General features: G+C 73.3%; 20 protein-coding genes and 2 pseudogenes. 7 read left to right on the top strand and 15 right to left on the bottom strand.

Features of this window, described 5'->3' with window-relative positions:
- Positions 1-92 precede the first annotated feature (92 nt).
- The gene (gene pepN / locus ABZ881_RS03775) at positions 93-2,705 is read left to right on the top strand and encodes an aminopeptidase N (RefSeq protein WP_358481592.1); all 2,613 of its coding nucleotides are present in this window, start codon (positions 93-95) and stop codon (positions 2,703-2,705) included.
- Positions 2,706-2,743: 38 nt separating this feature from the next.
- On the opposite strand, the gene ABZ881_RS03770 is transcribed toward pepN, so the two are convergent.
- From ABZ881_RS03770 to ABZ881_RS03735, 8 genes are all read right to left on the bottom strand, one after another.
- A complete protein-coding gene (locus tag ABZ881_RS03770) occupies positions 2,744-3,112 on the bottom strand; it encodes a hypothetical protein (RefSeq protein ID WP_358481551.1) in 369 nt (122 codons plus the stop codon).
- A 159-nt stretch (positions 3,113-3,271) separates the two neighbouring features.
- Complete coding sequence (locus ABZ881_RS03765) at positions 3,272-4,843, bottom strand: HAMP domain-containing sensor histidine kinase (protein ID WP_358481550.1); 1,572 nt, start codon at positions 4,841-4,843, stop codon at positions 3,272-3,274.
- A gap of 183 nt (positions 4,844-5,026) precedes the next feature.
- Positions 5,027-5,692 carry a response regulator transcription factor gene (locus ABZ881_RS03760; RefSeq protein ID WP_358481548.1) on the bottom strand — a complete coding sequence of 222 codons (666 nt, stop codon included), beginning with the start codon at positions 5,690-5,692 and terminating at the stop codon, positions 5,027-5,029.
- 142 nt (positions 5,693-5,834) lie between these two features.
- A complete protein-coding gene (locus ABZ881_RS03755; RefSeq protein WP_358481546.1) occupies positions 5,835-6,317 on the bottom strand; it encodes a DUF5130 family protein in 483 nt (160 codons plus the stop codon).
- Positions 6,304-6,540 carry a hypothetical protein gene (locus ABZ881_RS03750; protein ID WP_344019724.1) on the bottom strand — a complete coding sequence of 79 codons (237 nt, stop codon included), beginning with the start codon at positions 6,538-6,540 and terminating at the stop codon, positions 6,304-6,306. The genes ABZ881_RS03755 and ABZ881_RS03750 overlap by 14 nt, the downstream gene beginning before the upstream one ends.
- Before the next feature lie 11 nt (positions 6,541-6,551).
- A complete protein-coding gene (locus ABZ881_RS03745; RefSeq protein WP_358481544.1) occupies positions 6,552-7,997 on the bottom strand; it encodes a DUF2252 domain-containing protein in 1,446 nt (481 codons plus the stop codon).
- 9 nt (positions 7,998-8,006) lie between these two features.
- Complete coding sequence (locus tag ABZ881_RS03740) at positions 8,007-9,290, bottom strand: MFS transporter (protein ID WP_358481542.1); 1,284 nt, start codon at positions 9,288-9,290, stop codon at positions 8,007-8,009.
- A 105-nt stretch (positions 9,291-9,395) separates the two neighbouring features.
- Positions 9,396-9,989 (bottom strand): helix-turn-helix domain-containing protein, encoded by a 594-nt coding sequence (locus tag ABZ881_RS03735; RefSeq protein ID WP_358481540.1) that lies wholly within the window; start codon positions 9,987-9,989, stop codon positions 9,396-9,398.
- Positions 9,990-10,088: 99 nt separating this feature from the next.
- On the opposite strand from ABZ881_RS03735, the gene ABZ881_RS03730 reads away from it, so the two are divergent.
- On the top strand, positions 10,089-11,012 hold the full coding sequence (locus tag ABZ881_RS03730; RefSeq protein ID WP_358481538.1) for an NmrA family NAD(P)-binding protein: 924 nt from the start codon (positions 10,089-10,091) through the stop codon (positions 11,010-11,012).
- Here the strand turns inward: ABZ881_RS03730 and ABZ881_RS03725 are convergent.
- Genes ABZ881_RS03725 through rfbB form a run of 3 tightly spaced genes read right to left on the bottom strand, consistent with a single transcriptional unit; the run spans position 10,982 to position 13,929 of the window.
- Positions 10,982-12,346: a UDP-glucose/GDP-mannose dehydrogenase family protein gene (locus ABZ881_RS03725; protein WP_358481537.1), complete on the bottom strand. Its 1,365-nt coding sequence runs from the start codon at positions 12,344-12,346 to the stop codon at positions 10,982-10,984. The two genes, ABZ881_RS03730 and ABZ881_RS03725, sit on opposite strands and share 31 nt — an antisense overlap.
- 9 nt (positions 12,347-12,355) lie before the next feature.
- Positions 12,356-12,961, bottom strand: coding sequence for a dTDP-4-dehydrorhamnose 3,5-epimerase (gene rfbC, locus ABZ881_RS03720; RefSeq protein WP_358481535.1), 606 nt, complete (start codon positions 12,959-12,961; stop codon positions 12,356-12,358).
- Positions 12,958-13,929: a dTDP-glucose 4,6-dehydratase gene (gene rfbB / locus ABZ881_RS03715; protein WP_358481534.1), complete on the bottom strand. Its 972-nt coding sequence runs from the start codon at positions 13,927-13,929 to the stop codon at positions 12,958-12,960. Before rfbB ends, rfbC begins: the two co-directional genes overlap by 4 nt.
- An 85-nt stretch (positions 13,930-14,014) precedes the next feature.
- On the opposite strand from rfbB, the gene rfbD reads away from it, so the two are divergent.
- Genes rfbD through ABZ881_RS03695 form a run of 4 tightly spaced genes read left to right on the top strand, consistent with a single transcriptional unit; the run spans position 14,015 to position 18,427 of the window.
- Entirely contained in the window at positions 14,015-14,848 is an 834-nt protein-coding gene (rfbD, locus tag ABZ881_RS03710) for a dTDP-4-dehydrorhamnose reductase (RefSeq protein WP_358481532.1), read from the top strand.
- Positions 14,845-15,732 (top strand): glucose-1-phosphate thymidylyltransferase RfbA, encoded by an 888-nt coding sequence (gene rfbA, locus ABZ881_RS03705; protein WP_358481530.1) that lies wholly within the window; start codon positions 14,845-14,847, stop codon positions 15,730-15,732. Before rfbD ends, rfbA begins: the two co-directional genes overlap by 4 nt.
- 12 nt (positions 15,733-15,744) lie before the next feature.
- On the top strand, positions 15,745-17,691 hold the full coding sequence (locus tag ABZ881_RS03700; protein WP_358481528.1) for a hypothetical protein: 1,947 nt from the start codon (positions 15,745-15,747) through the stop codon (positions 17,689-17,691).
- Positions 17,692-17,746: 55 nt separating this feature from the next.
- The gene (locus ABZ881_RS03695) at positions 17,747-18,427 is read left to right on the top strand and encodes a GPP34 family phosphoprotein (RefSeq protein ID WP_358481527.1); all 681 of its coding nucleotides are present in this window, start codon (positions 17,747-17,749) and stop codon (positions 18,425-18,427) included.
- Here the strand turns inward: ABZ881_RS03695 and ABZ881_RS03690 are convergent.
- From ABZ881_RS03690 to ABZ881_RS03680, 3 genes are read right to left on the bottom strand one after another with little or no spacing between them, the layout of a single operon-like run.
- Positions 18,405-19,328 carry a hypothetical protein gene (locus ABZ881_RS03690; protein WP_358481526.1) on the bottom strand — a complete coding sequence of 308 codons (924 nt, stop codon included), beginning with the start codon at positions 19,326-19,328 and terminating at the stop codon, positions 18,405-18,407. The two genes, ABZ881_RS03695 and ABZ881_RS03690, sit on opposite strands and share 23 nt — an antisense overlap.
- A complete protein-coding gene (locus ABZ881_RS03685) occupies positions 19,325-20,521 on the bottom strand; it encodes a glycosyltransferase family 4 protein (protein ID WP_358481525.1) in 1,197 nt (398 codons plus the stop codon). Before ABZ881_RS03685 ends, ABZ881_RS03690 begins: the two co-directional genes overlap by 4 nt.
- Entirely contained in the window at positions 20,518-21,921 is a 1,404-nt protein-coding gene (locus ABZ881_RS03680; RefSeq protein ID WP_358481524.1) for a Wzz/FepE/Etk N-terminal domain-containing protein, read from the bottom strand. The genes ABZ881_RS03685 and ABZ881_RS03680 overlap by 4 nt, the downstream gene beginning before the upstream one ends.
- Between ABZ881_RS03680 and ABZ881_RS03675 the strand changes: the two are divergent.
- Positions 21,867-22,133 (top strand): annotated as a pseudogene (locus tag ABZ881_RS03675) (DUF1569 domain-containing protein); the annotation flags it as partial. The gene ABZ881_RS03680 and the pseudogene ABZ881_RS03675 sit on opposite strands and share 55 nt — an antisense overlap.
- Here ABZ881_RS03675 and ABZ881_RS03670 read toward each other — a convergent pair.
- A pseudogene (locus ABZ881_RS03670) lies at positions 22,068-23,054 on the bottom strand (glycosyltransferase); the annotation flags it as partial. The pseudogenes ABZ881_RS03675 and ABZ881_RS03670 sit on opposite strands and share 66 nt — an antisense overlap.
- Positions 23,055-23,059: the final 5 nt, after the last annotated feature.

Below are 23,059 nucleotides of genomic sequence, written 5' to 3'. Positions count from 1 at the left end.
CGGGCGTCGCCGGGAGATTCCACGGGCCGCCCACCGGTGCACGTGATTGGATGCCCAGCGACACCGATCCCGGAGAGGACCCGAGCACCTCCATGACCCCGCCCAACCTGACCCGCACCCAGGCCGAGCAGCGCGCGGCGCAGATCGCGGTGTCGACCTACGACGTCACGATCGACCTCACCGACGGCGCGGGCGCCCCGTCGGAGCGGACCTTCGCGGTGACCACCACAGTCCGCTTCACCGCCACCGAGCCCGGTGGGAGCACCTGGATCGAGTGGGTGGGCGAGGGCATCACGTCGGCCGAGCTGAACGGCGCCGCCCTCGACGTCTCCGGCTGGACCGAGTCCGACGGCCTCGTGCTGCCCGGCCTGACCGCCGACAACGAGCTGACGATCGTCTCGACCGGGCTCTACACCAACACCGGCGAGGGGTTGCACCGCTTCGTCGATCCGGTCGACGGCGGCGTCTACCTGTACTCGCAGTTCGAGACCGCGGACTGCAAGCGGCTGTTCCCCTGCTTCGACCAGCCCGATCTCAAGGCCCGCTACACCCTCACGGTGACCGCGCCGGAGGGCTGGAAGGTCGTCTCGAACGCGCCGGGGGCGGTCGACGCCCTGGGCGGCGGCGCCAGCGTGCACCGCTTCGAGCAGACCGAGATCCTCTCCACCTACCTGGTGGCGCTGATCGCCGGGCCTTACGAGAGCTGGCACGACACCTACCGCGACGAGTTCGGCGAGATCCCGCTCGGCATCTTCTGCCGCGCCTCACTGGCCCCGCACATGGACCACGAGCGGATCTTCACCGAGACGAAGCAGGGCTTCGACTTCTACCACCGCAACTTCGGGGTGACCTACCCGTTCGGCAAGTACGACCAGCTCTTCGTGCCCGAGTTCAACGCGGGCGCGATGGAGAACGCCGGCGCCGTCACCTTCCTCGAGGACTACGTCTTCCGGTCCCGGGTCACCCGCACCCTCTACGAGCGGCGCGCCGAGACGATCCTGCACGAGATGGCGCACATGTGGTTCGGCGATCTCGTGACCATGCGCTGGTGGGACGACCTGTGGCTGAACGAGTCGTTCGCCACCTGGGCGTCGGTGCTCTGCCAGGCCGACGCGACCGAGTACCGAGGTGCCTGGACGACGTTCGCGAACCTGGAGAAGTCCTGGGCGTACCGCCAGGACCAGCTGCCCTCCACGCACCCGGTGGCCGCGGACATCCCGGACCTGCAGGCCGTCGAAGTCAACTTCGACGGCATCACCTACGCCAAGGGCGCCTCGGTGCTCAAGCAGCTGGTCGCCTACGTCGGGCTGGAGCCGTTCCTGGCCGGGCTGCGCGACTACTTCGCCGCGCACGCCTGGGGCAACGCGACGTTCGACGACCTGCTGGGCTCGCTGGAGAAGGCGTCCGGCCGGGACCTGTCCGACTGGGGCGCGCAGTGGCTGCGCACCACCGGCCTGAACCTGCTGCGGCCGTCCTTCCGGGTCGACGAGGCCGGGAAGTTCACCAGCTTCGACGTCGTGCAGGGCGGCGCCCGGCCGGGCGCCGGTGAGCTGCGGACGCACCGGATCGCCGTCGGCGTGTACGACGACGACCCGGCGACCGGCAAGCTGGTCCGGACCCAGCGAGTGGAGCTCGACGTGTCCGGCGAGCGCACCGCGGTCCCCGAGCTGGTGGGGCTGCCCCGCGGCAAGCTGGTGCTGGTCAACGACGACGACCTCACCTACTGCGCGCTGCGCCTGGACCCGGGCTCGCTGGCCACCCTGGTGGATCGGATCGGCGACATCGCCGATCCGCTGCCGCGCACCCTGTGCTGGTCCTCGGCCTGGGAGATGACCCGCGAGGCCGAGCTGAAGGCCCGCGACTTCGTCACCCTGGTCGCCGGTGGCTTCGACACCGAGTCCGAGATCGGCGTGGTCCAGCGGCTGCTGCTGCAGGCCCAGACGGCCACGGCGTCGTACGCCACGCCGGAGTGGGCCACCGGGCGGGGCTGGCCGCTGCTGACCGACGCGCTGCGGTTCCGGCTGGACACCGCACCCGCGGGATCGGACATCCAGCTCGCGGTCGTCAACGCGCTCGCCGCGTCGGTGCTGCCGGAGAACACCCTCGACTCGATGAAGGGCTGGCTGCTCGACGTCCGGGTCCCGGACGGGCTGACCGTGGACACCGACCTGCGCTGGCGGCTGCTGCACGCGCTGGTCGCGCACGGGAAGGCGGGCGAGACCGAGATCGCAGAGGAGGAGCAGCGCGACCCGACCTCGACCGGCGCCCGGCACGCCGAGCGGGCCCGCGCGCTGGTCCCGACCGCCGAGGCCAAGGAGCGGGCCTGGCAGCGCGCCGTGCACGACGACTCGCTGCCGAACGCGGTCAACGAGTCGATCATCGCCGGCTTCTCGCACCCGGCCCAGCGGGACCTGCTCGGGGACTACGTGGAGCGCTACTTCGCCGAGATCGACGGCGTCTGGGAGCGCCGCACCTCAGAGCTGGCGCAGAACGTCGTCATCGGGCTGTTCCCGTCCTGGGCGGTGGACCAGCAGACCGTCGACGCCGCGGACCACTGGCTGGCCGACGAGTCGAAGCCGGCGTCGCTGCGCCGCCTGGTGTCGGAGGGTCGCGCCGGGATCGTCCGGGCGCTCGCCGCCCGGGAGTTCGACGCCCAGCCGACCCCCACGACGCCCGACCAGGCGACCGCGGTCGAGCAGCCTTAGCGGCGGTGGCGGCCCTGCACGGGGCCGCCACCGTGCGGTCAGCCGCGGCGGCGCCGCAGCAGGCCGCGGAGCCGGCCGGCGGGCCGGTCCTCGCCGTCGAGCCGGAACGAGCTGCAGGTGCGTGCCCCGCAGGCTCCGCAGTCGGTGCCGGACCGGTAGTGCTCGTGCACCTCCTCCGGGTGCCCGCAGGAACACATCCGCACCCCCGCGTCCACCGTCGCCGGCGGGGTGGGGGTGGCCGGGGTCCGCTGTGCCGGGATCCGCGGCGGGGCCGTCGGCTCGACCGCGGGCAGGCCGGTCGGCGGTGTGAGGACCGCTGCCGAGGGGGTCGTGGGGTGCGACATCGACCGGCGTCCGTTCGGCCGCGATCCTGCGGTGCTCTCCGCGCCGTCGTGCGGGTGCGCCATGGTGACCTCCTTCGTACGGACGGTGGCCCGTGCGTCGTCGCTCGGCGGACACCGTCGACGTCCAGTATGGGATCAGAACGGGCTTCCGGGGAACGACTGTCCGCTTCGAAGTAGCCCTCGGTGGCCTGACCTGCGGTTCCGGCTGCCCGAACGCCCCGATCAGGTGACGGCCGGAAGGGTGAGCACGGCGAGGCAGCCCCGCGGGTCGTGCGCCGTCCGGAGGACCAGCTCGCCGCCGTACTCCTGCGCCAGCTGGGCGCTGATGTGCAGCCCGAGGCCGGATCCGCCGGCCCGCTCGTCGTGCACCCCGCGGGTGATCACCAGCTCGTCCTGCCCGTCCGGGAGGCCGGGGCCCTCGTCGCGGACCTCCACGGTCACGAACCCGGGCTCGTCGGCGGTGCGCCCGCGGACCTCGACCGGGGCGCCGTGTGCGTGCCGGTCGCAGTTGGCGAGCAGGTTGGTGACGACCTGCCGGGTCACCGTGTCCGGCGCCGCGACGACCGGGAGGTCATCGTCGACGTCGAGCCGGATCGGGAGTTCGGCGCGCAGGCTCACCAGCTGGCGCAGCACGACGTCCACCCGGTGCGAGTCGGGGACCTCGGCCGGCTCGGCCGCGGTCGCCGGGCTGAAGCGGGGGCCCAGGTCGAGCAGCTCGGTGTCCCGCTCGTCGATCATCGGGTCGACCTGCGCCCCCGCCGGGACGTCCTCGACGTGCGCGGTCAGCGGGTTCTCCAGCATCTCGCGCAGCCTGCCCAGCTCGGTCAGCACGGCGTCGCGGAGCTGTCCGGTCTGCGGGTCGCCGCTGCCGTGCGAGAGCAGGTAGGCCGCGCCGGCGAGACCGGCGAGACCGTTGCGCAGCTCGTGATCGCGCTCCGCCGCCTGCCCGGCCGCCCGTTCCAGCAGCAGCGTCGCGTCGCCGAGGGTCTCCTGCAGCCGGTCGTAGTCGTCCTGGATCTGGCTGACCGCGCGTAGCGCCATGGTGAGCAGGGCGGAGAGCACCACCGCCATGCCGAGGATCCGCAGCGACGGGTACGCCAGGCCGGTGGCCGGCTCGGACGGCACGACCGTGCGGTAGAGCTGGGACACCGCGATCACCAGCAGCCCGAGGCCGAGCCGGGCCCGGATCCGGCTCTGCCGCCGGTAGCCGTCGAGCAGGAACAGCACCGCGACCGTCGCCCACCCGGCCTGGGCGACCAGCGAGGTCAGCGGGCTACCGGCGAGCAGCGTGGTGAACCGGCTCTCCTCCTGCAGCGCGACGGTCGCGCCGACCGCGAGGGCGAGCGCGATCAGCGCCCAGCCACCCCACGCGCCGAGCCGGGCCGGCGGGCGGAGCGCCGCGATCAGGATGCACAGCCCGATCACCAGCATCGACAGCACCGCGAGCCGGGCGACGCCGTCCGGGTTGTTCTGCACGACCAGCGCCGACATCGGCAGCAGCACGACGGCGTAGAGCAGCAGCGCCGCGCCGAACCAGGAGGGCCGCGGATCGCCGGTGAGCCGGCCGGTGACCAGGGCGACGATCGCGGCGGCCGAGCCGAACGCGGCCGCGACGAGGGTCAGGACGGCGGTGGCGGTCGCGACGTCGATCCAGTCCCCGACGACCTGGGGGCGGGTGACCGCGACGACGACGACACACAGCGTGACGACAACCAGGAGATCCGCGAGATGCCCGGCGATGAACCGCGCGCGGCGGTGCCGCCCGAGGACACCGCTGAAGCTGCCGGCCGCCACGTTACGCTCCGTATCCCCCAGATTGATGAATGGTCAATGATATGACGCCGGTGACACAAGGCGAGAGGGGGTCACCCTTGCGGGCGAACGGCCTTGCCGTGACGGAGCGTACGGTCGAGCACAGTCGGTCCACCATAGGACCTTTTGTCCCAACTGCGTAGGACCATTCAGTGTAATTGCAGGTCAGATGCCTGCGGCCTTCCGATACAACGCCACGGCCTCGAGCTGGGAACCGACCTCGAGCTTCGTGAGGACCGCGCGGATCTGGGTCCGGACCGTCGCCAGCGACACGACGAAGTGGTCGGCCACCGCCTGGGCCCGCTTCCCGCCCGCCAGCAGGGCCAGCACCTCGCGCTCGCGCTGCGTGAGCTTCCCCAGCTTTCCGTAGAGCTCGCGACGTTCCTGCTCGCGGTCCCGGTGCAGCTGGATGAACTGTTCGCGCCGCCCCGGCGGCATCACGGAGCGTCCCATCCGGGCCTCCCGGATCGCGTTCAGCAGCGCCGGGAACGGCGCGTTCTTCGGGACGAACACGAAGCCCCCCGCGTCCAGCGCGGCGCCCACCCGGCCGGCGTCGGAGCTGCCGGACAGCACGACCACCCGCCAGCCCGCGTCGACCAGCGGGCCGACCAGCTGCACGCCGTCGATCCGGTTGCCGTCGGGGTCCCGTCCGAGATCGAGGTCCAGCACGATCAGGCCGGGCTCGCCGGTGCGGGCGCGCTCCAGCACCGCGGCCGCCGACCGCACCGGGAAGAAGGTGGTGTCCTCACCCTCGGCGCGCAGGTTGAGCGCGAGCGCCGAACCGACCAGCTCATGGTCGTCGACGATCAGGATCGGGCTCCCGGCGGTCATTCCCTGACCGCCCCCTCCGGGGACGACATAAAGACACCTTAGAACCGTTCGGCCCTTCGTGGTGTCGTCCACGTACCGGACACGCGGCTGGTGCGTCCGCCGGTGCGGCGGCCGCGTGCCCGGCCGGGGAGGAACGCCGAGGTCAGCGCCGGGTGCCGGCCTGGTCGGCCAGCATCCGCAGACCGGACAGCAGTCCGTTGAACAGGTCACCCTCCTTGAAGGAGGCCACCATGCTCATCAGAGCGAGCTTGGCGCCGCGGTCCGGGAGCCGGACCTTGGCCTCGGCCCCGGTGACGATCTCCAGCAGCCGCTGCCCGGGGCTGACCGCGACCAGCACGGCGTCGTCGTAGCTCTCGATCCGGCTGTGCAGGTCGACCGCGGTCCGCCGCGCGTCCTCGCCGAGGTCGCCGAGGTAGAGCGCGAACCGCAGGCCGGTCTCTCGGCTGGTGAGGGTCAGCGCGTCGTCCAGGCGGGCGAGCTGGACCGGGGTGAAGGGCTGCTCGGACGGGTCCGGCTCGCGGAACTCGCGGGCCACCGACAGGCGACCGGAGTTGGTGACGACCGAGCCCTCGGGCAGCTCGTCCTCGTTGCCCTGGAATACGGCGACGCCGCTACCACTTCCCACCGGTACCTCCTCGCGCGTCGCTGCCGTCCGCCGATGCGTGCGCAGCGTCGTGCGCCGCGCCGGCCGGGTTGGCGATCCAGAACAGGGGCTCGTACGGCCACGCGTCCCCCGCCGTGTTGCGGGAGCGGCCGCTCCGGCTGCGCACTGCGATCCATCCCCAGATCGCGAAGTACAGAACCACCGGCGCGACCACGTAGACCAGGAGTGTCTCGACGACGGTCACGGGGCCAGAACCTAGCCGATGGCGCCGCCCGGCACCTGCCCAGGTGTCCGATCCGACAGGCGTCCGGAACGGATTGCGCGCAGCAAGGAGTCGTGATCGGCCTCGGTCTGGTCGGCGTAGGCGCGGGCGAAGGCGCACAACGCGTCCGCCACCCGCCCGCCGCCGCCCAGGTAGCCGGCGATCATCGACGCGCCGGACGTGCGGGCGTGTCCCTTCGCGAGCAGCTGGCCGCAGACCGCGGCGTAGTCGGCGAGTGCCGGGCCGTCCAGCCGGTCCGGGACGATCGCCCCCTTCATGTCCCGGAACTGGCGCACGTAGAACTGCTGGAGGCCGTGCCGGCTGCTGTGGATGCTGGTCCAGCCGAGCAGCGGATCGGACACCGTCTGCAGTGCCTGCTGGTACTCGACGACGCGCTGTCCCTGGTGGTCGTGCCACGCCTCGGTGCCGTGCACGAACGGCGCGACCACCGATCGGCGGGCCTGCTTGAGCTGCAGGAACAGCACGTCGTCCGGGCTGGAGCCCTCGCACAGCACGAGATAGGCGCGCAGGCCGACCGAGCCGACGCCGACGACCTTGTGGGCCACGTCGACGGCGTGGTAGCCGCCGAGGATGCGCGCCCAGTGCGGCGGCAGGGTGGCCAGGTAGTCGTCCAGCGCGGCCAGGATCCGCTCGGTGTGCTCGTCGTCGGGATGGGTGATCAGCGGCGGCTCGGTGACGATCCGGCGCTCCCCGCCGTCGTCGGTCACGAACCGGGGCAGCGCGCGGTCGCTGGTCCGGGTGCGGGCGCGTTCGGCGGCCTTGTCGACGGCCCGCCGGGCCCGCTTGTTGCCGGTGTCCGAGCGCAGCGTGTCGACGTCCATCACGTCGAACGAGCGGCCCAGCAGCGGCTGCTCGGCCAGCGCCCGCAGGTGCTCGGCGTAGGCGCGCACACAGCGGCGGACCGCCTCCTCGCACTGCCGCTCGGACGCCCCGGAGTCCCGCCCGGCCGTCCAGGTGGAGGCGACCAACCTGCGCAGGTCCCACTCCCAGGCACCGGGATGGGCCTCGTCGAAGTCGTTGAGGTCGAAGACCAGCTCGCGCTCCGGCGAGGCGTAGAAGCCGAAGTTGCCCAGGTGCGCGTCGCCGCAGATGACCGGATGGATGCCGGTGGCGGGCAGCACCGCGAAGTCGGCGGCGTGCAGCGCGGCCGCCCCGCGCAGGAAGGCGTGCGGGGAGGCGCTCATCCGCTGGATCCGCAGCGGGACGAGCTCGGGCACCCGGCCGGCGTTGGTGGCCTCGACCAGGTCGACCGGATCGACCCGGCGCAATGCCGTCGCCCAGGATGCCAGCGTCGACCGCGGCGCGGCCGTGCGCAGGCTCCGGCCGATCCGGTAGCGCTCCGCGCGCGGTGTGGATCTACGGTGCAGCGAGTCGTAGGGCTCACGATCGGCGCCGGCCAGTACCGGGTGCGAGGTCACCCCCTGTTCCTACTGCAGCCGAGCCTCGGTGGCCACGGCCGGCCGGTGCCCGAGCAGGACCGCGGCGCCGAGCACGAACAGGACCGCGCAGGCGAGGTAGAGCGCGCTCGGGGTCCATCCGGCGTCGAGCAGCGCACCGGCCGCGGTCGGTGCGCCGACGGCTCCGATCCGGCCGATCCCGATCGCCGCGCCGACGCCGGTGGCTCGGATGCCGTCCTCGTAGCCGGTCGCGGTGAGCGCGTACATGCCGCCGACACAGCCGTTCACCACGACCCCGATCACGATCCCGATCGAGAAGGCCACCGCCAGCCAGCCCAGGGCGGGCAGGAACGCAGCGAGCAGCAGGCCGGTGGCGAGCATGTACCCGATGAGGACGGCGCGTAGCGTCCAGCGGGCGGCCAGCAGGCCCAGCAGCAGGGTGCCGAAGATTCCGCCGAGATTGAGCAGGGTCCCGCCGGTGAGGCCCTGCGATTCGGACAGACCGGCCTCGACCAGCAGCGTCGGCGTCCAGCTGGTGACCACGTAGAAGCCGGCCATGACCAGGAAGAACAGCGCCCACAGGCGCAATGTGGTGGCACGCACACCGGGTGCCAGCAGGGCGCGGAAGCCACCGCCGGCGGCGGCCGCACCGGCGACCGGCGGGGGCAGCTCGGACAGTACCGGCGCCCGCAGCCCGGCCAGCAGGCGGTTGACCCGGTCCAGGGCTCCGGAGGGACGGCGGGTGAGCAGGAACTGCAGCGACTCGGGCAGCGCGAGCAGCACGACCGGCACGGCGGCGAGGGTGGCGATCCCGCCGGTCAGGAACACCGCCCGCCAGCCGAGTGCCTCGATCATGGTGACGGCGAGCAGGCCACCGATGGTCGCGCCGCCGGCGTAGCCGATCCCGACCAGGCCGACCGCGAGCGGCCGCCAGCGGCGCGCGGCGTACTCGGTGGCGATCGTGGTGCTGCAGGCCAGCACCCCGCCGACGCCGAACCCGGTGAGCACCCGCAGCGCACCCAGCGCGACCGCGGACGGCGCGAGCGAGGACAGCAGCATCCCGCTGCCCGCCACGAGCAGCCCGATCAGGATCACCGGGCGGCGGCCGATCCGGTCGGCGACCGGGGCGAGCACGAGCGAGCCGGCCGCCATCCCGACCAGCCCGGCGGAGAGCAGCAGGCCCAGCTCGGCGCCGCCGAGCCCCCACTCCTGCGCGACGGTCCGGCCGGTGAACGCCATGACCAGCACGTCGAAGCCGTCGAGCACGTTCAGCAGCACACAGATCGCGATCGCCCGCCATTGGAAGGCGCGCATCGGGGCATCGTCGATGACAGCACGGAGATCGGTACTCACGCGTCGGGCCTCCCGCTCGGATGCGGCCGTCGAGCCCACCTCTCGTGCCGCTGCGCAATCAGTCGATCACGCTCCGCCCACGCGAGCCACCCTTTCGTGGCTGATTCGATCCGATCCGACCCCGGCCCGGGCGAGCCGCAGCAGCCTGCTCGCCGCCTCCGGAGCGTCCTCGGTGACCCGGGAGATCCCGGTGACGAGGGCGAGCAGGTCGTCCACGGTCGCCTCCGGATGCACCGCCCCGGATCCGGCGGCCCGGGCCCGCAGCGGCCCGAGGACGTCGCGCAGCCGGTTGCTGTGACAGACCGGCAGTTCCGGCCCGGGCGGCTCGGCGAGCAGGACACCGACCACGCCGCGGGTCGCCGAGGCGAAGCGGACCAGCTCGTCGAGCCAGCCCCACAGGTCGGCCGCGGCGTCGCCGTCGCCCGCCGCGAGCTCGCCGGCCCGCACGCAGAGCTGATCGATCCCGTCGGCGCACACCGCTTCGAGCAGGTCCCGGCGGGAGCCGAAGTGCCGGTGCAGGGTCGCCGAGCCGACCCCGGCGCGGCGGGCGATCTCCTCCAGCGGGGCGGCCGGCCCGTCCCGCCGGAACACCTCGGCGGCGGCCTCGATCAGCCGCTCCCGGTTCCGTCTGCGGTCGGCGCGACCGGTGGCCGGGGACATCGGCGGCTCCTGCTCCTCGACAAACGGGGGGGCTCTCCATATCGTAGCGGTCGCGAAACGGAGACTCTCTCCGTTTCATCGACGGAGGAGACGAACGAAATGGACGACGCGGTACTGGTGACGGGTGCGACCGGCAAGCAGGGCGGAGCGGTGGCCCGGGCCGCGCAGGCGGCCGGGCTGCCGGTGCGCGCCCTGGTCCGCGATCCCGGCACCCAGCAGGCCCTGGCACTCGCCGACGCCGGGATCGACCTGGTCACCGGCGACCTCGACGACCCGGCGTCGGTGGTCGCGGCGGCCCGCGGCGCGCGGGCGGTGTTCTCGGTGCAGATGCCGGACCTGGCGAACCTGCTCGGCGACCGCGAGGTGCAGCACGCCCGCGCGATCGCGGAGGCGGTCCGCGCGGCCGGGATCGACCAGGTCGTGCACACCTCGGTGAGCGGGACCGGCACGTTCGGGCCCGCCGGGGTGGTCGACCCGCAGGAGTGGGGCCCGCTGCTCGCGCACTACTGGCGGACCAAGCTCGCGGCCGAGCGGCTGCTCACCGGCAGCGGCGCGACCCGGGTCACCGTGCTGCGCCCCTCGGGGTTCATGGAGAACTTCCTGCAGCCCTCGATGTACCACGCCGAGGGAGACCCGGAGCGGATGATCCTGGCCGGCGACGCCGACGTCGCGTTGCCGTTCGTCGCGCTGGCCGACATCGGCGCCGCGGCGGCCGCCGCGTTCGTCGAGCCGGACCGGTTCGACGGCGTCGTCCTGGAGCTGGCCGGTGAGCGGATCAGCTTCCGGGCCGCCGCGGCCGCCCTGTCCGAGGCCTGGGACCTCGCGATCACGGTCTCCGACGATCCGGAGGTCGCCCGCGCCGCGGGGCTGCCCGAGGTCTTCGTTCGGGCGCAGGAGTTCGGGTCCCGCCATCCGTCCCCGGCCGTGCCGCAGGCCGCCCGGGACCTGGGCCTGCCCACCACCGGGTTCGCCGAGTGGGCGCTCGCGCAGCGTCAGGCGTTGCGCCTGCCCAGCGCGCGGTAGGTCCAGCCGGCGGCCTCCCACGCCTCGCGGTCGAGCGCGTTGCGGCCGTCGAGCACCCGGCGGGTCCGCACCACCGCGCCGAACGCGGCCGGGTCCAGCTCCTTGTACTGCCGCCACTCGGTGAGCAGCAGCACCGCGTCGGCACCCTCGGCGGCCTCCTCGGGGGTGTCGACGCAGTCGAGCTGCGACCACTGCCGGCGCACGTTGGGCAGCGCCTGCGGGTCGGTGACCCGCACGCTCGCGCCCTGCAGCTGCAGCTGGGCGGCGACGTTGAGCGCCGGGGAGTCCCGGATGTCGTCCGAGTCCGGCTTGAACGCGGCCCCCAGCACGGCGATCCGCTTGCCGAGCAGCGAGTCGTCGCACACCTGTCGGGCCAGCTCCACCATCCGGATCCGCCGCCGCATGTTGATGTTGTCGACCTCGCGCAGGAAGGTGAGCGCCTGGTCGGCGCCCAGCTCACCGGCCCGGGCCATGAACGCCCGGATGTCCTTGGGCAGGCAGCCGCCGCCGAACCCGAGCCCGGCGTTGAGGAACTTGCGGCCGATCCGGTCGTCGTGCCCGATCGCGTCGGCGAGCTGCTTGACGTCGGCGCCGGTGGCCTCGCACAGCTCGGCCATCGCGTTGATGAAGGAGATCTTGGTCGCCAGGAAGGAGTTGGCGGCGGTCTTCACCATCTCGGCGGTCGCGTAGTCGGTGACGACCTTCGGGGTGTCGTCGGCGACGATCCGCGCGTACACCCGGTCCAGCAGGGCCTCGGCGTCGACCGGTCCCCCGTCCGCGACGCCGTAGACGAGGCGGTCGGGGTGCAGGGTGTCCTGCACCGCGAAGCCCTCGCGCAGGAACTCCGGGTTCCAGGCCAGCGCCGCCTCCGGCACCCGCTCGGCGACCAGCGCGGCCAGCCGGGCCGCCGTCCCGACCGGGACGGTGGACTTGCCGACCACCAGCTCGCCGGGGCCCAGCACGTCGAGCAGCGACGACGTCGCCGCCTCCACGTAGGTCAGGTCGGCCGCGTACTCGCCGCGGCGCTGCGGGGTGCCGACGCACACGAAGTGCACCGCCGCCCCGGTCGCCGCCTTCATGTCCGGGGAGAAGCTCAGCCGGCCGGACGCCAGCGAGCGCCGCAGCAGCTCCTCGAAGCCGGGCTCGAAGAACGGGACCCGGCCCGCTGCCAGCGCCTCGGCCTTCTCGACGTCGACCTCGACCCCGACGACCTCGTGCCCCAGCTCGGCCATCGACGCGGCGTGCACCGCGCCCAGGTAGCCGCACCCGATCACCGAGATCTTGAGCGCCTCCGGGGCCTGCGGTGATTCGGCAAGCTCGTTGCTCTGCGCCATGGCCGCAGACTAACCATCCGCCCGGAGCTGCTGATACCGGACGTCACAGAGTTCGCGAGAGGGCAACATCCCGGTGTCCAGCGCGTGCCGCAGGATGGGGGCGGCCCGGTCCTTCGCCGACAGCACCGGTGTCACGCCGTCCGCCCAGGGCAGCCCCAGCTCCGGGTCCAGCGGGTCGATGCCGTGCTCGGCCGCCGGGGCGTACGGGGTCGAGCACAGGTACCCGACCGTCGCCCGGTCGCTCAGCGCCTGGAACGCGTGCCCCAGCCCCTCCGCCAGGTACAGCGCGCGCAACGACCCGGCGTCGAGATCGACGACCTCGAACCGGCCGAACGTCGGCGAGCCCACCCGCAGGTCGACCACGACGTCGCGGACGGCGCCCTCGGCGACGTGCACGTACTTCGCCTGGCCCGGCGGGACGTCGGCGAAGTGCACGCCGCGGATCACCCCGCGCCGGCTCACCGACTGGTTCGCCTGGGCCACGGTCAGGTCGAAGCCGAGCGCCTCGCGGAACGCCGGCCCCTGGAACGGCGCGGTGAACGACCCGCGGTCGTCCGGGAAGACGGTCGGCTCGAACAGCCACAGCCCGTCGATGGAGAGTTCGCTGGCCTTCACGTGCGCAGTGCCTCCCACCAGTCACGGTTGTCCCGGTACCAGGCCACGGTCGCGGCCAGTCCCTCGTCGAACGGCACCCGGGGCGCGTACCCCAGCTCGTCGCGGATCTTCGTCCAGTCCACCGAGTACCGGCGGTCGTGCCCCTTGCGGTCGGCCACCCGCTCGATCATGTCCTCCCCTGCGCCGACCTCGGCGAGCAGCCGGTGGGTGAGCTCGCGGTTGCTCAGCTCGGTGCCACCGCCGATGTTGTAGACCTCGCCGGCCCGGCCCTTCGCCGCCGCCAGCGCGATGCCGCGACAGTGGTCGTCGACGTGCAGCCAGTCGCGGACGTTGCCGCCGTCGCCGTAGAGCGGGACCGGCCGGCCGTCGAGCAGGTTGCTGACGAACAGCGGAATCACCTTCTCCGGGAACTGGTACGGGCCGTAGTTGTTCGAGCAGCGGGTCACCACGACGTCCAGGCCGTGCGTGCGGTGGTACGAGCGGGCCAGCAGGTCGCTGCCCGCCTTCGCCGCCGCGTACGGCGAGTTCGGCTCCAGCGGATCGGTCTCCGGCCACGAACCGTCCTCGATCGAGCCGTACACCTCGTCGGTGGAGACGTGCACGAACCGGCCGACGCCCAGATCGAGCGCCGCCTGCAGCAGCACCTGGGTGCCGACCACGTTGGTGGTCACGAAGTCGGCGGCGCCGGTGATCGAGCGGTCCACGTGCGTCTCGGCGGCCAGGTGCAGCACCAGGTCGGCGCCGGAGAGCACCTCGCGGACCCGGGCGGGATCGCGGATGTCGGCGCGCTCGATCCGCAGCCGCGGGGAGTCGCGCACCGGGGCCAGGTTCTCGATCCGGCCGGCGTAGGTGAACGCGTCGAGCACCACCACCTCGGCACCGGCCAGCGACGGGTGCCGGTCGGTGAGGACGGTGCGCACGAGGTGCGAGCCGATGAAGCCCGCTCCGCCGGTGACCACGACCTGCATTCGCCCTCCCCGTCGCCGGTGTCCGCAGGCCAGCGTGTCAGAGTCGCTCCGAGCGACCACACCGAGGGCGAGGGAGGTGACCGGCGTGCGCGCGTGCGTGCTGGGTGCGGACGGACAGCTCGGACGGGCCCTGACCGCGGCGTTGCCGGATGCGGTCGCCCTCGGCCACGGCGCCCTCGACATCGGCGACCCGGGCGCCGTCGCAGGCCACGACTTCACCGGCGCCGACGTGGTGTTCAACGCGGCCGCGTACACCGCGGTCGACCGGGCCGAGCACGAGCCCGCCGCGGCGTGGCGGGTCAACGCGCTCGGTCCCACACACCTGGCGGGGGCCGCCGCCCGGTACGGCTTCCTGCTCGTGCACGTCTCGACCGAGTACGTGTTCGACGGCTCCGCTTCCGGCCCGATGCCCGAGGACACGCCGCTCTCACCGCTCGGTGTCTACGGGGCGTCCAAGGCCGCCGGGGAACTCGCGGTGCGGGCGGGCGCCCCGGAGCACCTGGTCGTCCGCACCAGCTGGGTGGTCGGCGACGGAGGCAACTTCGTCGCGACGATGGCACGGCTGGCCCGCGACGGCGTCTCCCCCACCGTCGTCGAGGACCAGATCGGCAGGCCGACCTTCGCCGCCGACCTGGCCGCGGCGCTGGTGCTGCTCGCCGGGCGGGAGCGCGGAACGGTGCACGTCACCAACGACGGCGAGCCGGTCAGCTGGCACGGGCTGGCCGCCGAGGTGTTCGCCCGGCAGGGCCGCGACCCGGCCGACGTCCGCCCGGTGTCCACCGCCGAGTACGCCGCGGGACGACAGCAGGCCCGCCGGCCGGCGAACTCGGTGCTCGACCTGAGCCTGCTCACCCGGGCCGGCGTCACGATGCCGTCGTGGCGCGACGCCCTCGACACCCACCTGGGAGCCCGGTCGTGAAGGGGATCATCCTGGCCGGGGGCACCGGCAGCAGGCTCTTCCCGCTCACCCGGGCGGTCTCGAAGCAGCTGCTGCCGGTCTACGACAAGCCGATGATCTACCACCCGCTGACCACGCTGATGCTGGCCGGGATCCGGGAGATCCTGCTGATCTCCACCCCGCACGACCTGCCCGGCTTCCAGCGGCTGCTCGGCGACGGCGCCGAGCTCGGCCTGGAGATCGGCTACGCCGAGCAGCCCAGCCCGAACGGCCTGGCCGAGGCGTTCGTGATCGGGGCCGAGCACGTCCGCGGCGGGCCGTCGGCGCTGGTGCTGGGCGACAACATCTTCCACGGCGCGTCGTTCGGGAGCATGCTCCGCCGGCGGGCCGCCGACGTCGCGAGCGGGCGGACCGGTTGCGTGCTGTTCGGCTATCCGGTGCGCGACCCGGAGCGCTACGGCGTCGGTGAGGCGGACGCCGACGGCCGGCTGGTGTCCATCGAGGAGAAGCCGGAGAAGCCGCGCTCCGACCGCGCGATCACCGGGCTCTACCTCTACGACTCCCAGGTCGTCGACATCGCCGCCTCGATCACCCCGTCCGCCCGCGGCGAGCTGGAGATCACCGACGTCAACCGGGTCTACCTGGAGCAGGGCCGGGCCGAGCTGCAGGACCTCGGCCGCGGCTTCGCCTGGCTCGACACCGGCACCCACGAGTCGCTGACCGACGCCGGCCAGTACGTGCGGGTGCTGGAGAACCGGCAGGGCGTGCGGATCGCCTGCGTCGAGGAGGTCGCCCTGCGGATGGGCTTCATCGACGCCGACGCCTGCCACGCGCTCGGCGCCCGCCAGGCCGGCTCCGGTTACGGTGAGTACGTGATGGGTGTCGCAGAGCAGTTCCGGGGCTGACAGGCTGGTGGCGTGACCGAGGCGACGGCGCCCGTGCGGCGCTTCCAGCACGCCCTGTTCCGGCTGGGCCAGTGGCTGCTCGGGCATCGCGGCGGCCCGGAGGGCGACATCGAGCCGGGACTGCTCGTCGTCGGGAAGGACGCCGGGACCCGGCAGGTGCGGCTGTGGATCGGCGCGCTGGTGCACGGCTGCGCCGCCGACACGCTGACCGCGACCGTGCGGGTCGATCTCGGCACCGGCGGGCCGGTGACCACCGAGCTGCTGCGGTTCGGGTTCGACTCCGAGCGCCCGGTCACCGGCTGGCGGTCGGGCACCCGGTTCTTCCACGGCCACGTCGTCGTCGACCGGCTGGAGCCGGACAGCTGGGGCGAGGCGTCGGTCGAGCTCGCCCCGGTGGCCGGGCTGCGCGAGGAGCACCGGCGGGCGTCCTGCCGGGTGCGGACGCTCCCGCACCGGATCGGGATCGGCGGCGAGCTGACCGCGCTGGTCGGATCCTGCTACGACGCCGACACCGACACCACGAACGCGCTCGACGCCGCGTTCCGCAGGCTGCGCGACGGGATCGCGGAGCCGGACCTGACGCTGCTGACCGGCGACCAGGTCTACGCCGACGCGCCCGCGAAGTTCTACGGCACGATGGCCCGCAGCACCCCGCGCACCTACGGGCTGCTGGAGTACTGGACGTCCTGGGGGATGCAGCGCTACGGCGAGCACCGCCATCTCGGGATGCGCGCGCTGCTCACCCACGGCCCGCACTGGTTCCTGCCCGACGACCACGAGTTCTGGAACAACTGGCCGCAGTCCTCGGTCACCGCCCGGCACTCCTACGCCAACATCGCCCGCGCGGCGATCGGCGCCGTCCGCAGGCAGCTGGCGCTGGCCCGGCGGCGGCCCGGCGATCCGGTGCCCGTCCCGGCCGATCCCGGCCCGGCGCCGGACGATCCGCTGGTGCAGAGCTACCACCCGCCGCACCCCGACGAGTGGGACGCCTGGGGGCGGGCCGCGTTCGACCTGTACGGCTCGTTCCAGACGCCGAGCGTGCGCGACCGCGACACCGGCCGGATCACCCGCGGCGAGCTCGACGACGATCCTGCCGCTGATCCGCACCGCCCGCCCCGGCACGACCCGCCCGGCCGGGTGCACCGGCCGCTCAACCAGGTGGTGCAGCGGATCGACCTCGACGACGTGCAGATCGTGCTGCTGGACACCCGGACCCGGCGCACCCGGCGGACCGACGACCCGCAGCTGTCGGCGTTCGTCGACGCCGCGGCGCTGGAGCAGGTGCTCGCCATCGCCGCCGAGGCGCCCGTGCTGGTGCTGGTCACCCCGCAGCCGCTGCTGGTGCCGCCGTACCGGACGCGGCTGCGGGACCGCCCGCTCGGTGCCCGGGTGGAACGCGCGATCGACCTGCAGATCGCCGACTACTCCGACCAGTACGCTCGGCTCTGGGACGGCCTGGTCACCGCCCGGGCCGGACGCCCCACGGTGACCGTCGGCGGCGACATCCACGCCAGCTACGTCGGGCACGCGCCGTCGCTGCCGCTGCTGGAGCTGGTGTCCTCGCCGATGTCGCTGGTCGCCGGATCCACCCTGTTCGAGACGCTGTTCGCGGTGCCCGCGAAGCTGCTGCGGGCGCTGTCCGGCGGATCGGCGGTCCTCGATCCCTACGCCCCCGGCGCCGAGCTGACCCGGATCGGTGACCTGCGCAGCCGGGCGGTGATCCGCCCCGGCCCGGACGACGACGACATCGCCGTCGCGCTGACCGGGCTCGGCCGCGGCAATCCGGAGGCGCTCGGGCTGCTGCGGATCGGGCGCACCGCCGAGCACGTGTACCGGGTGCGGGCCGCGCTGCACACCCGGTCGCCGCACGGCGGGTCCCGGGAGGTGACCGTGGAGCTGCGCACCGACCGGCGCGGGCCGGACGCGATGGGTCCGCCGGAGGTGACGGCGACCCCGTAGGACTCGTCCTCGCGCAGGAGGTGCTCCGGGCCCGGCCCGGCTACGGTCGTCCGGCATGGGGGAACTGCTGCTCAGCGAGGAACTGCTGCTCATCGGACTGCACGACGAGACCGGGAAGGCCGACGGCTGGTTCGACCCGTCGTGCCTGCACGGCGCACTGGTCTGCGACCTGATCGGGAGCGGCGCGGTGACCGTCGACGACCGCAAGAAGCTGCACCCGGGCGAGCGGGCGCCCGAGCATCCGGCGCTGCGGAAGGTCTACGACGTCGTCGCGGCCGACAGCAAACCGCGCACCGTCTCGCACTGGATGAGCACGCTGCCGTGGAAGCACACGAAGCCGGCCGAGCTGGTCGCCGAGCGGCTGGTCGACGACGGCGTGCTCAGCCGCGAGGAGGGGAAGGTCCTCGGGCTGTTCCGCACCACCCGGCTGCCCGCGCTCGATCCGGCGCCGGAGCGCGCGCTGCGGGAACGGCTGCGCGGCATCCTGGTCACCGGGATCGAACCGGGGGCGCACGACGCGCTGCTGATCACGCTGCTGCACTCGACGTCGCAGGTGAAGGCGGCGCTGGCCGGGGTGGACACCGCGCAGCGGAAGATCGGGACGAAGCGGGCGGCGGCGATCGCGAAGGGGCTGAAGGACAACCCCGTGGTGAAGGCGCAGTACGACGCCGTGGTAGCTGCCGTGGTGACGGCCACCGTCACCACGGTGGTCGTCACGTCGTCGGGGTCGGGGTGAGACGCCGGCAGTACTCCGCCTGTGTGAGCACCTCGCACCGACCGGCGTCGCGCATCCGGGCAACCTCCCGGAGCAGGGCGCGCAGCAGGCAGAGCGTGGCCGGCGCCGTGGCGAGGTTCTCCGGATGGGTCCACAGGTGCACGACCCCGCCGGTGTCCGCGGCCCGAGTGAGCAGGTTCCGGACCCGCGCGACGCTGATCCGGCGCGGCACGGCCCGGCGTGGGCCGGAGAGCCAGTTGACGAAGTAGCCGGCCGGGACCCGCACCGGCCACGACGGCTCGAGATCCGGGTCCGGCGGCGCCGTCAGGTCGAACTCCGACAGCAGGCTGCCGATCCGGGAGTGTCTCCCACGTGCGGTGCGGTAGCCGACGATGCCGAACTCCTCGAGGACCTCCGGATACGCCACGGCGTTCCGCGGGTAGATGTAGGTGGTCGCCTCCGAGGTGAGCGGGATCCCTGCGTCGTGGATCAACGCGAGTTCACGGCGGGCGAGATCCGCCGTCATCGCCGGGTGGTCCCACGGGACGTGGGTCGCGCCGTGCAGGGCGAGCTCGTGCGGCATCCGTGCACCACGCGTCGCCTCGATCGCCCAGTCGCCGTGCCAGCCCTGCGCCGCCGGCGACTCCAGCTCGGCCAGTGCCGGTCCGAGGTAGTCGGGGAAGTGTCGCGCCAGCTCGCGCACACCGGGGTGCAGTTCCCGCATCAGCCGCGGATCCAGCGAGAACAGTCCGACGAAGGCGAACGTCGCCGGCATCCGGAACTCGTCCAGCAGATCCAGCAAGCCGCGGTAGGCCTCGCGCAGCGGCTGGTCCGACAGTGCATCGCGCAGGCCGGGCGTGAGTCGGTCCGCCATGCCCCAACGGCCCTCGCAGTCCAGGGACAGCACGAATCTCGCGGTCATGACGTCACCTCCGCGCCGACCGGCGCACCGAGCAGGCCCGCCAGGTACTCGACGTGGCGTCGTTCCACCAGCTCGGCGCCGAACTCCTGCTCCACCCAGTCCCGTGCCGCCCGGCCCATCCGCGCGCGCAGTTGCGGGTCGTCGAGCAGGGGTCCGAGCGCGTCGGCCAGCGCGTCCGGGTCGCCCCGTCCGACGATCCGTCCGGTGTGCCCGTCGAGCACCGAGTCGACGGCGCCGGTCGCGTCCGTCGTCACGGTCGGGACCGCACAGGCGGACGCCTCCAGACAGACGTTGGGAAACCCCTCGCGCAGGCTGGGCAGGCAGTGGACGTCCATGACCTTATAGAGCGGTGCCGTGTCGGTCACCCGGTCGACGACGAGCACCGGTAGCCCGGCGGCCCGCTCGACGGCGATCCGGTCGGTGACGGCCAGGTCCTCCGCCGCCCCCACCAGCAGCAGGCGCACCTTCTGCCCCCGGCCACGCAGGAGCCGGACGGCATCCAGCAGGGTCGTGATCCCCTTGTCCGCGGTGAGCCGGCCGACGAAACCGACGACCGGGCCGGCTCCGAGCTCTGCCAGACCGGACACGACCGCCGGCGGCGCCGGGGCACCCTCGCCGGCCGGCCGGAACCGCGCCAGGTCCACCCCGTGCGAGCTACCCGACCCGATCACCGTCACCGTCCGCGGGTCCACCATGCCGAGCCTGCTCAGCTCCGTCGCGAGGCTGGCGCTGTTGGGCACGACCGCGTGCGAGTAGCGCGTCGCCACCCCCTCCAGGAGCCGCACCAGACGCCCACGCCGCCCGGCCAACGTCTCCGATCGCAAGCCCCACATCAGGTGCACGACGACCGGCACCCGCCGTCCCCGGGCGACGAGCGTCCCGAGCAGGCCTGCCTTCGGCGTGGCGGTGGCAACCACATCCGGCTCCGTGGCACGCATCGCCGACCACAGACCGCGCGCCGCGCGCAGATCGGCGACCGGGCTGGGATCGCGACGCATCCCCACCCCGATCACCCGGGCACCGGGCACCGACGGCACCGCGCCGTCCGGGGCCGGTGAGCAGGCGATCGTCACGTCCCAGCCGGACCGGGCCAGCCGACGGACGAGGCCGGGCAGGAAGGTCTCGACCGTGACCGCGCTGGTGACCACCAGCATCAATCGCGGCCGCCTGGCCGCACCGTCCCGGCTTGTCATGCCGGCGATCCGGTTCCGGCCGTCGACGGCATCGATCCCGCCGTTCGGGGACCGGGGCTGGGCCGCGGCGGCACCGTCGGGGTCGGGGTCGGGTTCCGCTCCTCGTCTTGTGTGTGGGTCAGTACCGTCCCGAGCAGCGTGGCGGACGCGTCGTCCAGCACGGTGAGGGCGGCCGCGACCTCCCGGCTCGTGGTGCGCCCCGACCGGCAGCACAGGACCGCGCCGTCGACCTGTGCGGCGAGCACCGCGGCCTCCGGCCCGTCGAGCAGCGGAGACGCGTCGAAGACCACGATCTCGTACTCGATCCGGAGTTCCTCGATCAAGGTCCCCATCTGCGGCGACCGCAGGAACTCGATCGCGCTCGGCGGCGAGGTGCCGGCGTCGAGCACCGAGAGCCCCGGGCCGCCGCTCCAGGTGCGCATCGCACGCCCGAAGGGCGTCTGGCCGGTCAGTACGGCGGTCAGCCCGCCCACCGACTCGATCCGCATCGTGGTGGCGATCCGCCTACCGGCCAGGTCCGCGTCGATCAGCGCGACCCGGCGGCCCGTCGCGGCGAGCGCGACCGCCAGGTTGCAGGCAGTCGTGGTGGCACCGGTGGCGGGCCGGGGACCGGTCACGACGATCGCTTTGTGCTCGTGTGCGAGATCGACCATCTGCAGGTTCGCCGCCAGCCGGCGGAAGTCCGCAGCATCCGCCGCGGGCATCCCCACCGGTGTGCCCGTGTCCGGCTCCGGGCGGTGCAGGGTGCTCCCCAGATGTGCGGCCGGGGCGGCCTCGGCGAGCGCCGCGGCGGTGCGGATCCGCCTGCCGCGGGTGTCCATCGCGAACGCCGCGGCCACGCCGAGGATCAGGCCGGCGACCAGGCCGAGACCCATCGTGGTGCCCGACTGCGGCGAGATGGGATCGATGGGCGGGTTCGCGACGTTGACGATCCTGGCGCTCACCACCGGTGGCCGTCCGGCGACGGTCGGCGTGTCGAGCGAGGAGGCCACCCCGACGAACGACCGGGCCACGCTGTTGGCCACCGCGGCGGCGCGGGCCGGGTCGCTGTCGGTCGCCGAGAGCTTCAGCAGGAGGCTCTGCGGCTCGTTGTCGACCACGAGCCTGCCTCGCAGGTCGTCCGCCGACTCCGCCATGCCGAGCTGCTCCATGGCCCCGTCGAGCACCGGGTCCTCGGTCAGCAGCTGACGGTACGACGGCATCCGGGACAGGGTCGCCTCGACCACCGCCACCGGGTACTCGCCGTCCGCCTGGCCGGACACGTAGATCGTCGTCTGTGCCTGGTAGGTCGGCGGCAGCACCACGGTGGCGACCGCCGCCGCTCCGACGCAGAGCAGGAGCACTCCTGCGATCCACGGCCACTGCCGTCGCAGCACCGCGACGTACGCGCGAGTGGTCATCCGGTCGCCCCCTCCAGCACCATGGTCGGTTCCACGCCCGTTCACCGGACGGCGCTCCTCGGACGCGAGACGAGCTCCTCGTAGAGACGAACGTAGGTGTCCAGCATCTCGGCGTCGGAGAACGGCCCGGCCGTCAGACGTCGCCCTTCGACGCCCATCGCCGCCCGTCGTCCGTCGTCCCGCAGAAGCGCCTCGACCGAGTTGCTCAACGACTCCGCGCTACCGTCCACGATCTCCCCCGCGCCGCTCTCCAGCAGCACCCGCATCCCCTGGGAGGGGGTGGAGACGACCGGGGTCCCGCAGGCGAGCGCCTCCAGGGCGGCGATGGAGAGCCCCTCCCAGCGCGACGAGAACACCAGCAGATCCGAGCGGGCGATGATGTCCCGGGCGTCCTCCCGGTAGCGGGTGAAGACGACGTCGTCGTCGATACCCAGGACGCGGGCCTGTTGCTGCAGCTCCGCGCGCAGGCTTCCGTCCCCGACGATCGCGAACCGGGTCCCGGGTAGCCGGGCCGCGACCCGGGCGGCCATCTCGAGGAACATGTCGTGCGCCTTCTGGCTCTCCAGTCGGCCGACGGCCGCCACCAGCCGGGTCCGCCGGCCGTCGATCGCGGGCCCCATCCCCAGGTCTGCGTCGAGCTCATCGAGCCGGTCCGTGCTCAACGGCTCGGGTGTGGCGATGCCGTTGTGCACCAGGTACGCCCGCCCGGGTGGAAAGCCTGCCTCGACGAGTGAGTCGAGCAGGTCGCCGGACACGCAGGCAACCACGTCGGCCGACCGGAAGAGCCGGGCAGCGAGGCGGTACTCCCCCGGCTCCACACCGTGGAAGGTGGTGAGGATCCGGGCCCGCGAGCCCGGGACGAGCCGCACGGCGAGTGCGCTGAGGGCTGCGTGGGTAACGTTCTGCGCGTGGATGACATCCGGCCGGAACCTGGAGACCGCGGAGCGCATCGCGTTCAGGGTGGCGACCAGCTTGCCGGGGGACCTGGTCGGCGGAGGCAGCGGGAACCGCCGGTGGTCCACCCCGGCCAGCGCCGGGTCCAGGTCACCGTGGCCCGCGACCAGGCCGACCGTGTGGCCCCGTTCGACCAGGCCGGTCACCATCCTGAGTGCGAACCGCTCGGCGCCACCCATCGCGA

This window comes from Pseudonocardia sp. NPDC046786 (assembly GCF_040645415.1).
Classification (GTDB): Bacteria; Actinomycetota; Actinomycetes; order Mycobacteriales; family Pseudonocardiaceae; genus Pseudonocardia; species Pseudonocardia kongjuensis.
The sequence above is the reverse complement of the archived record's forward strand: the minus strand, read 5'-3'. Positions and strand labels throughout refer to the sequence as shown.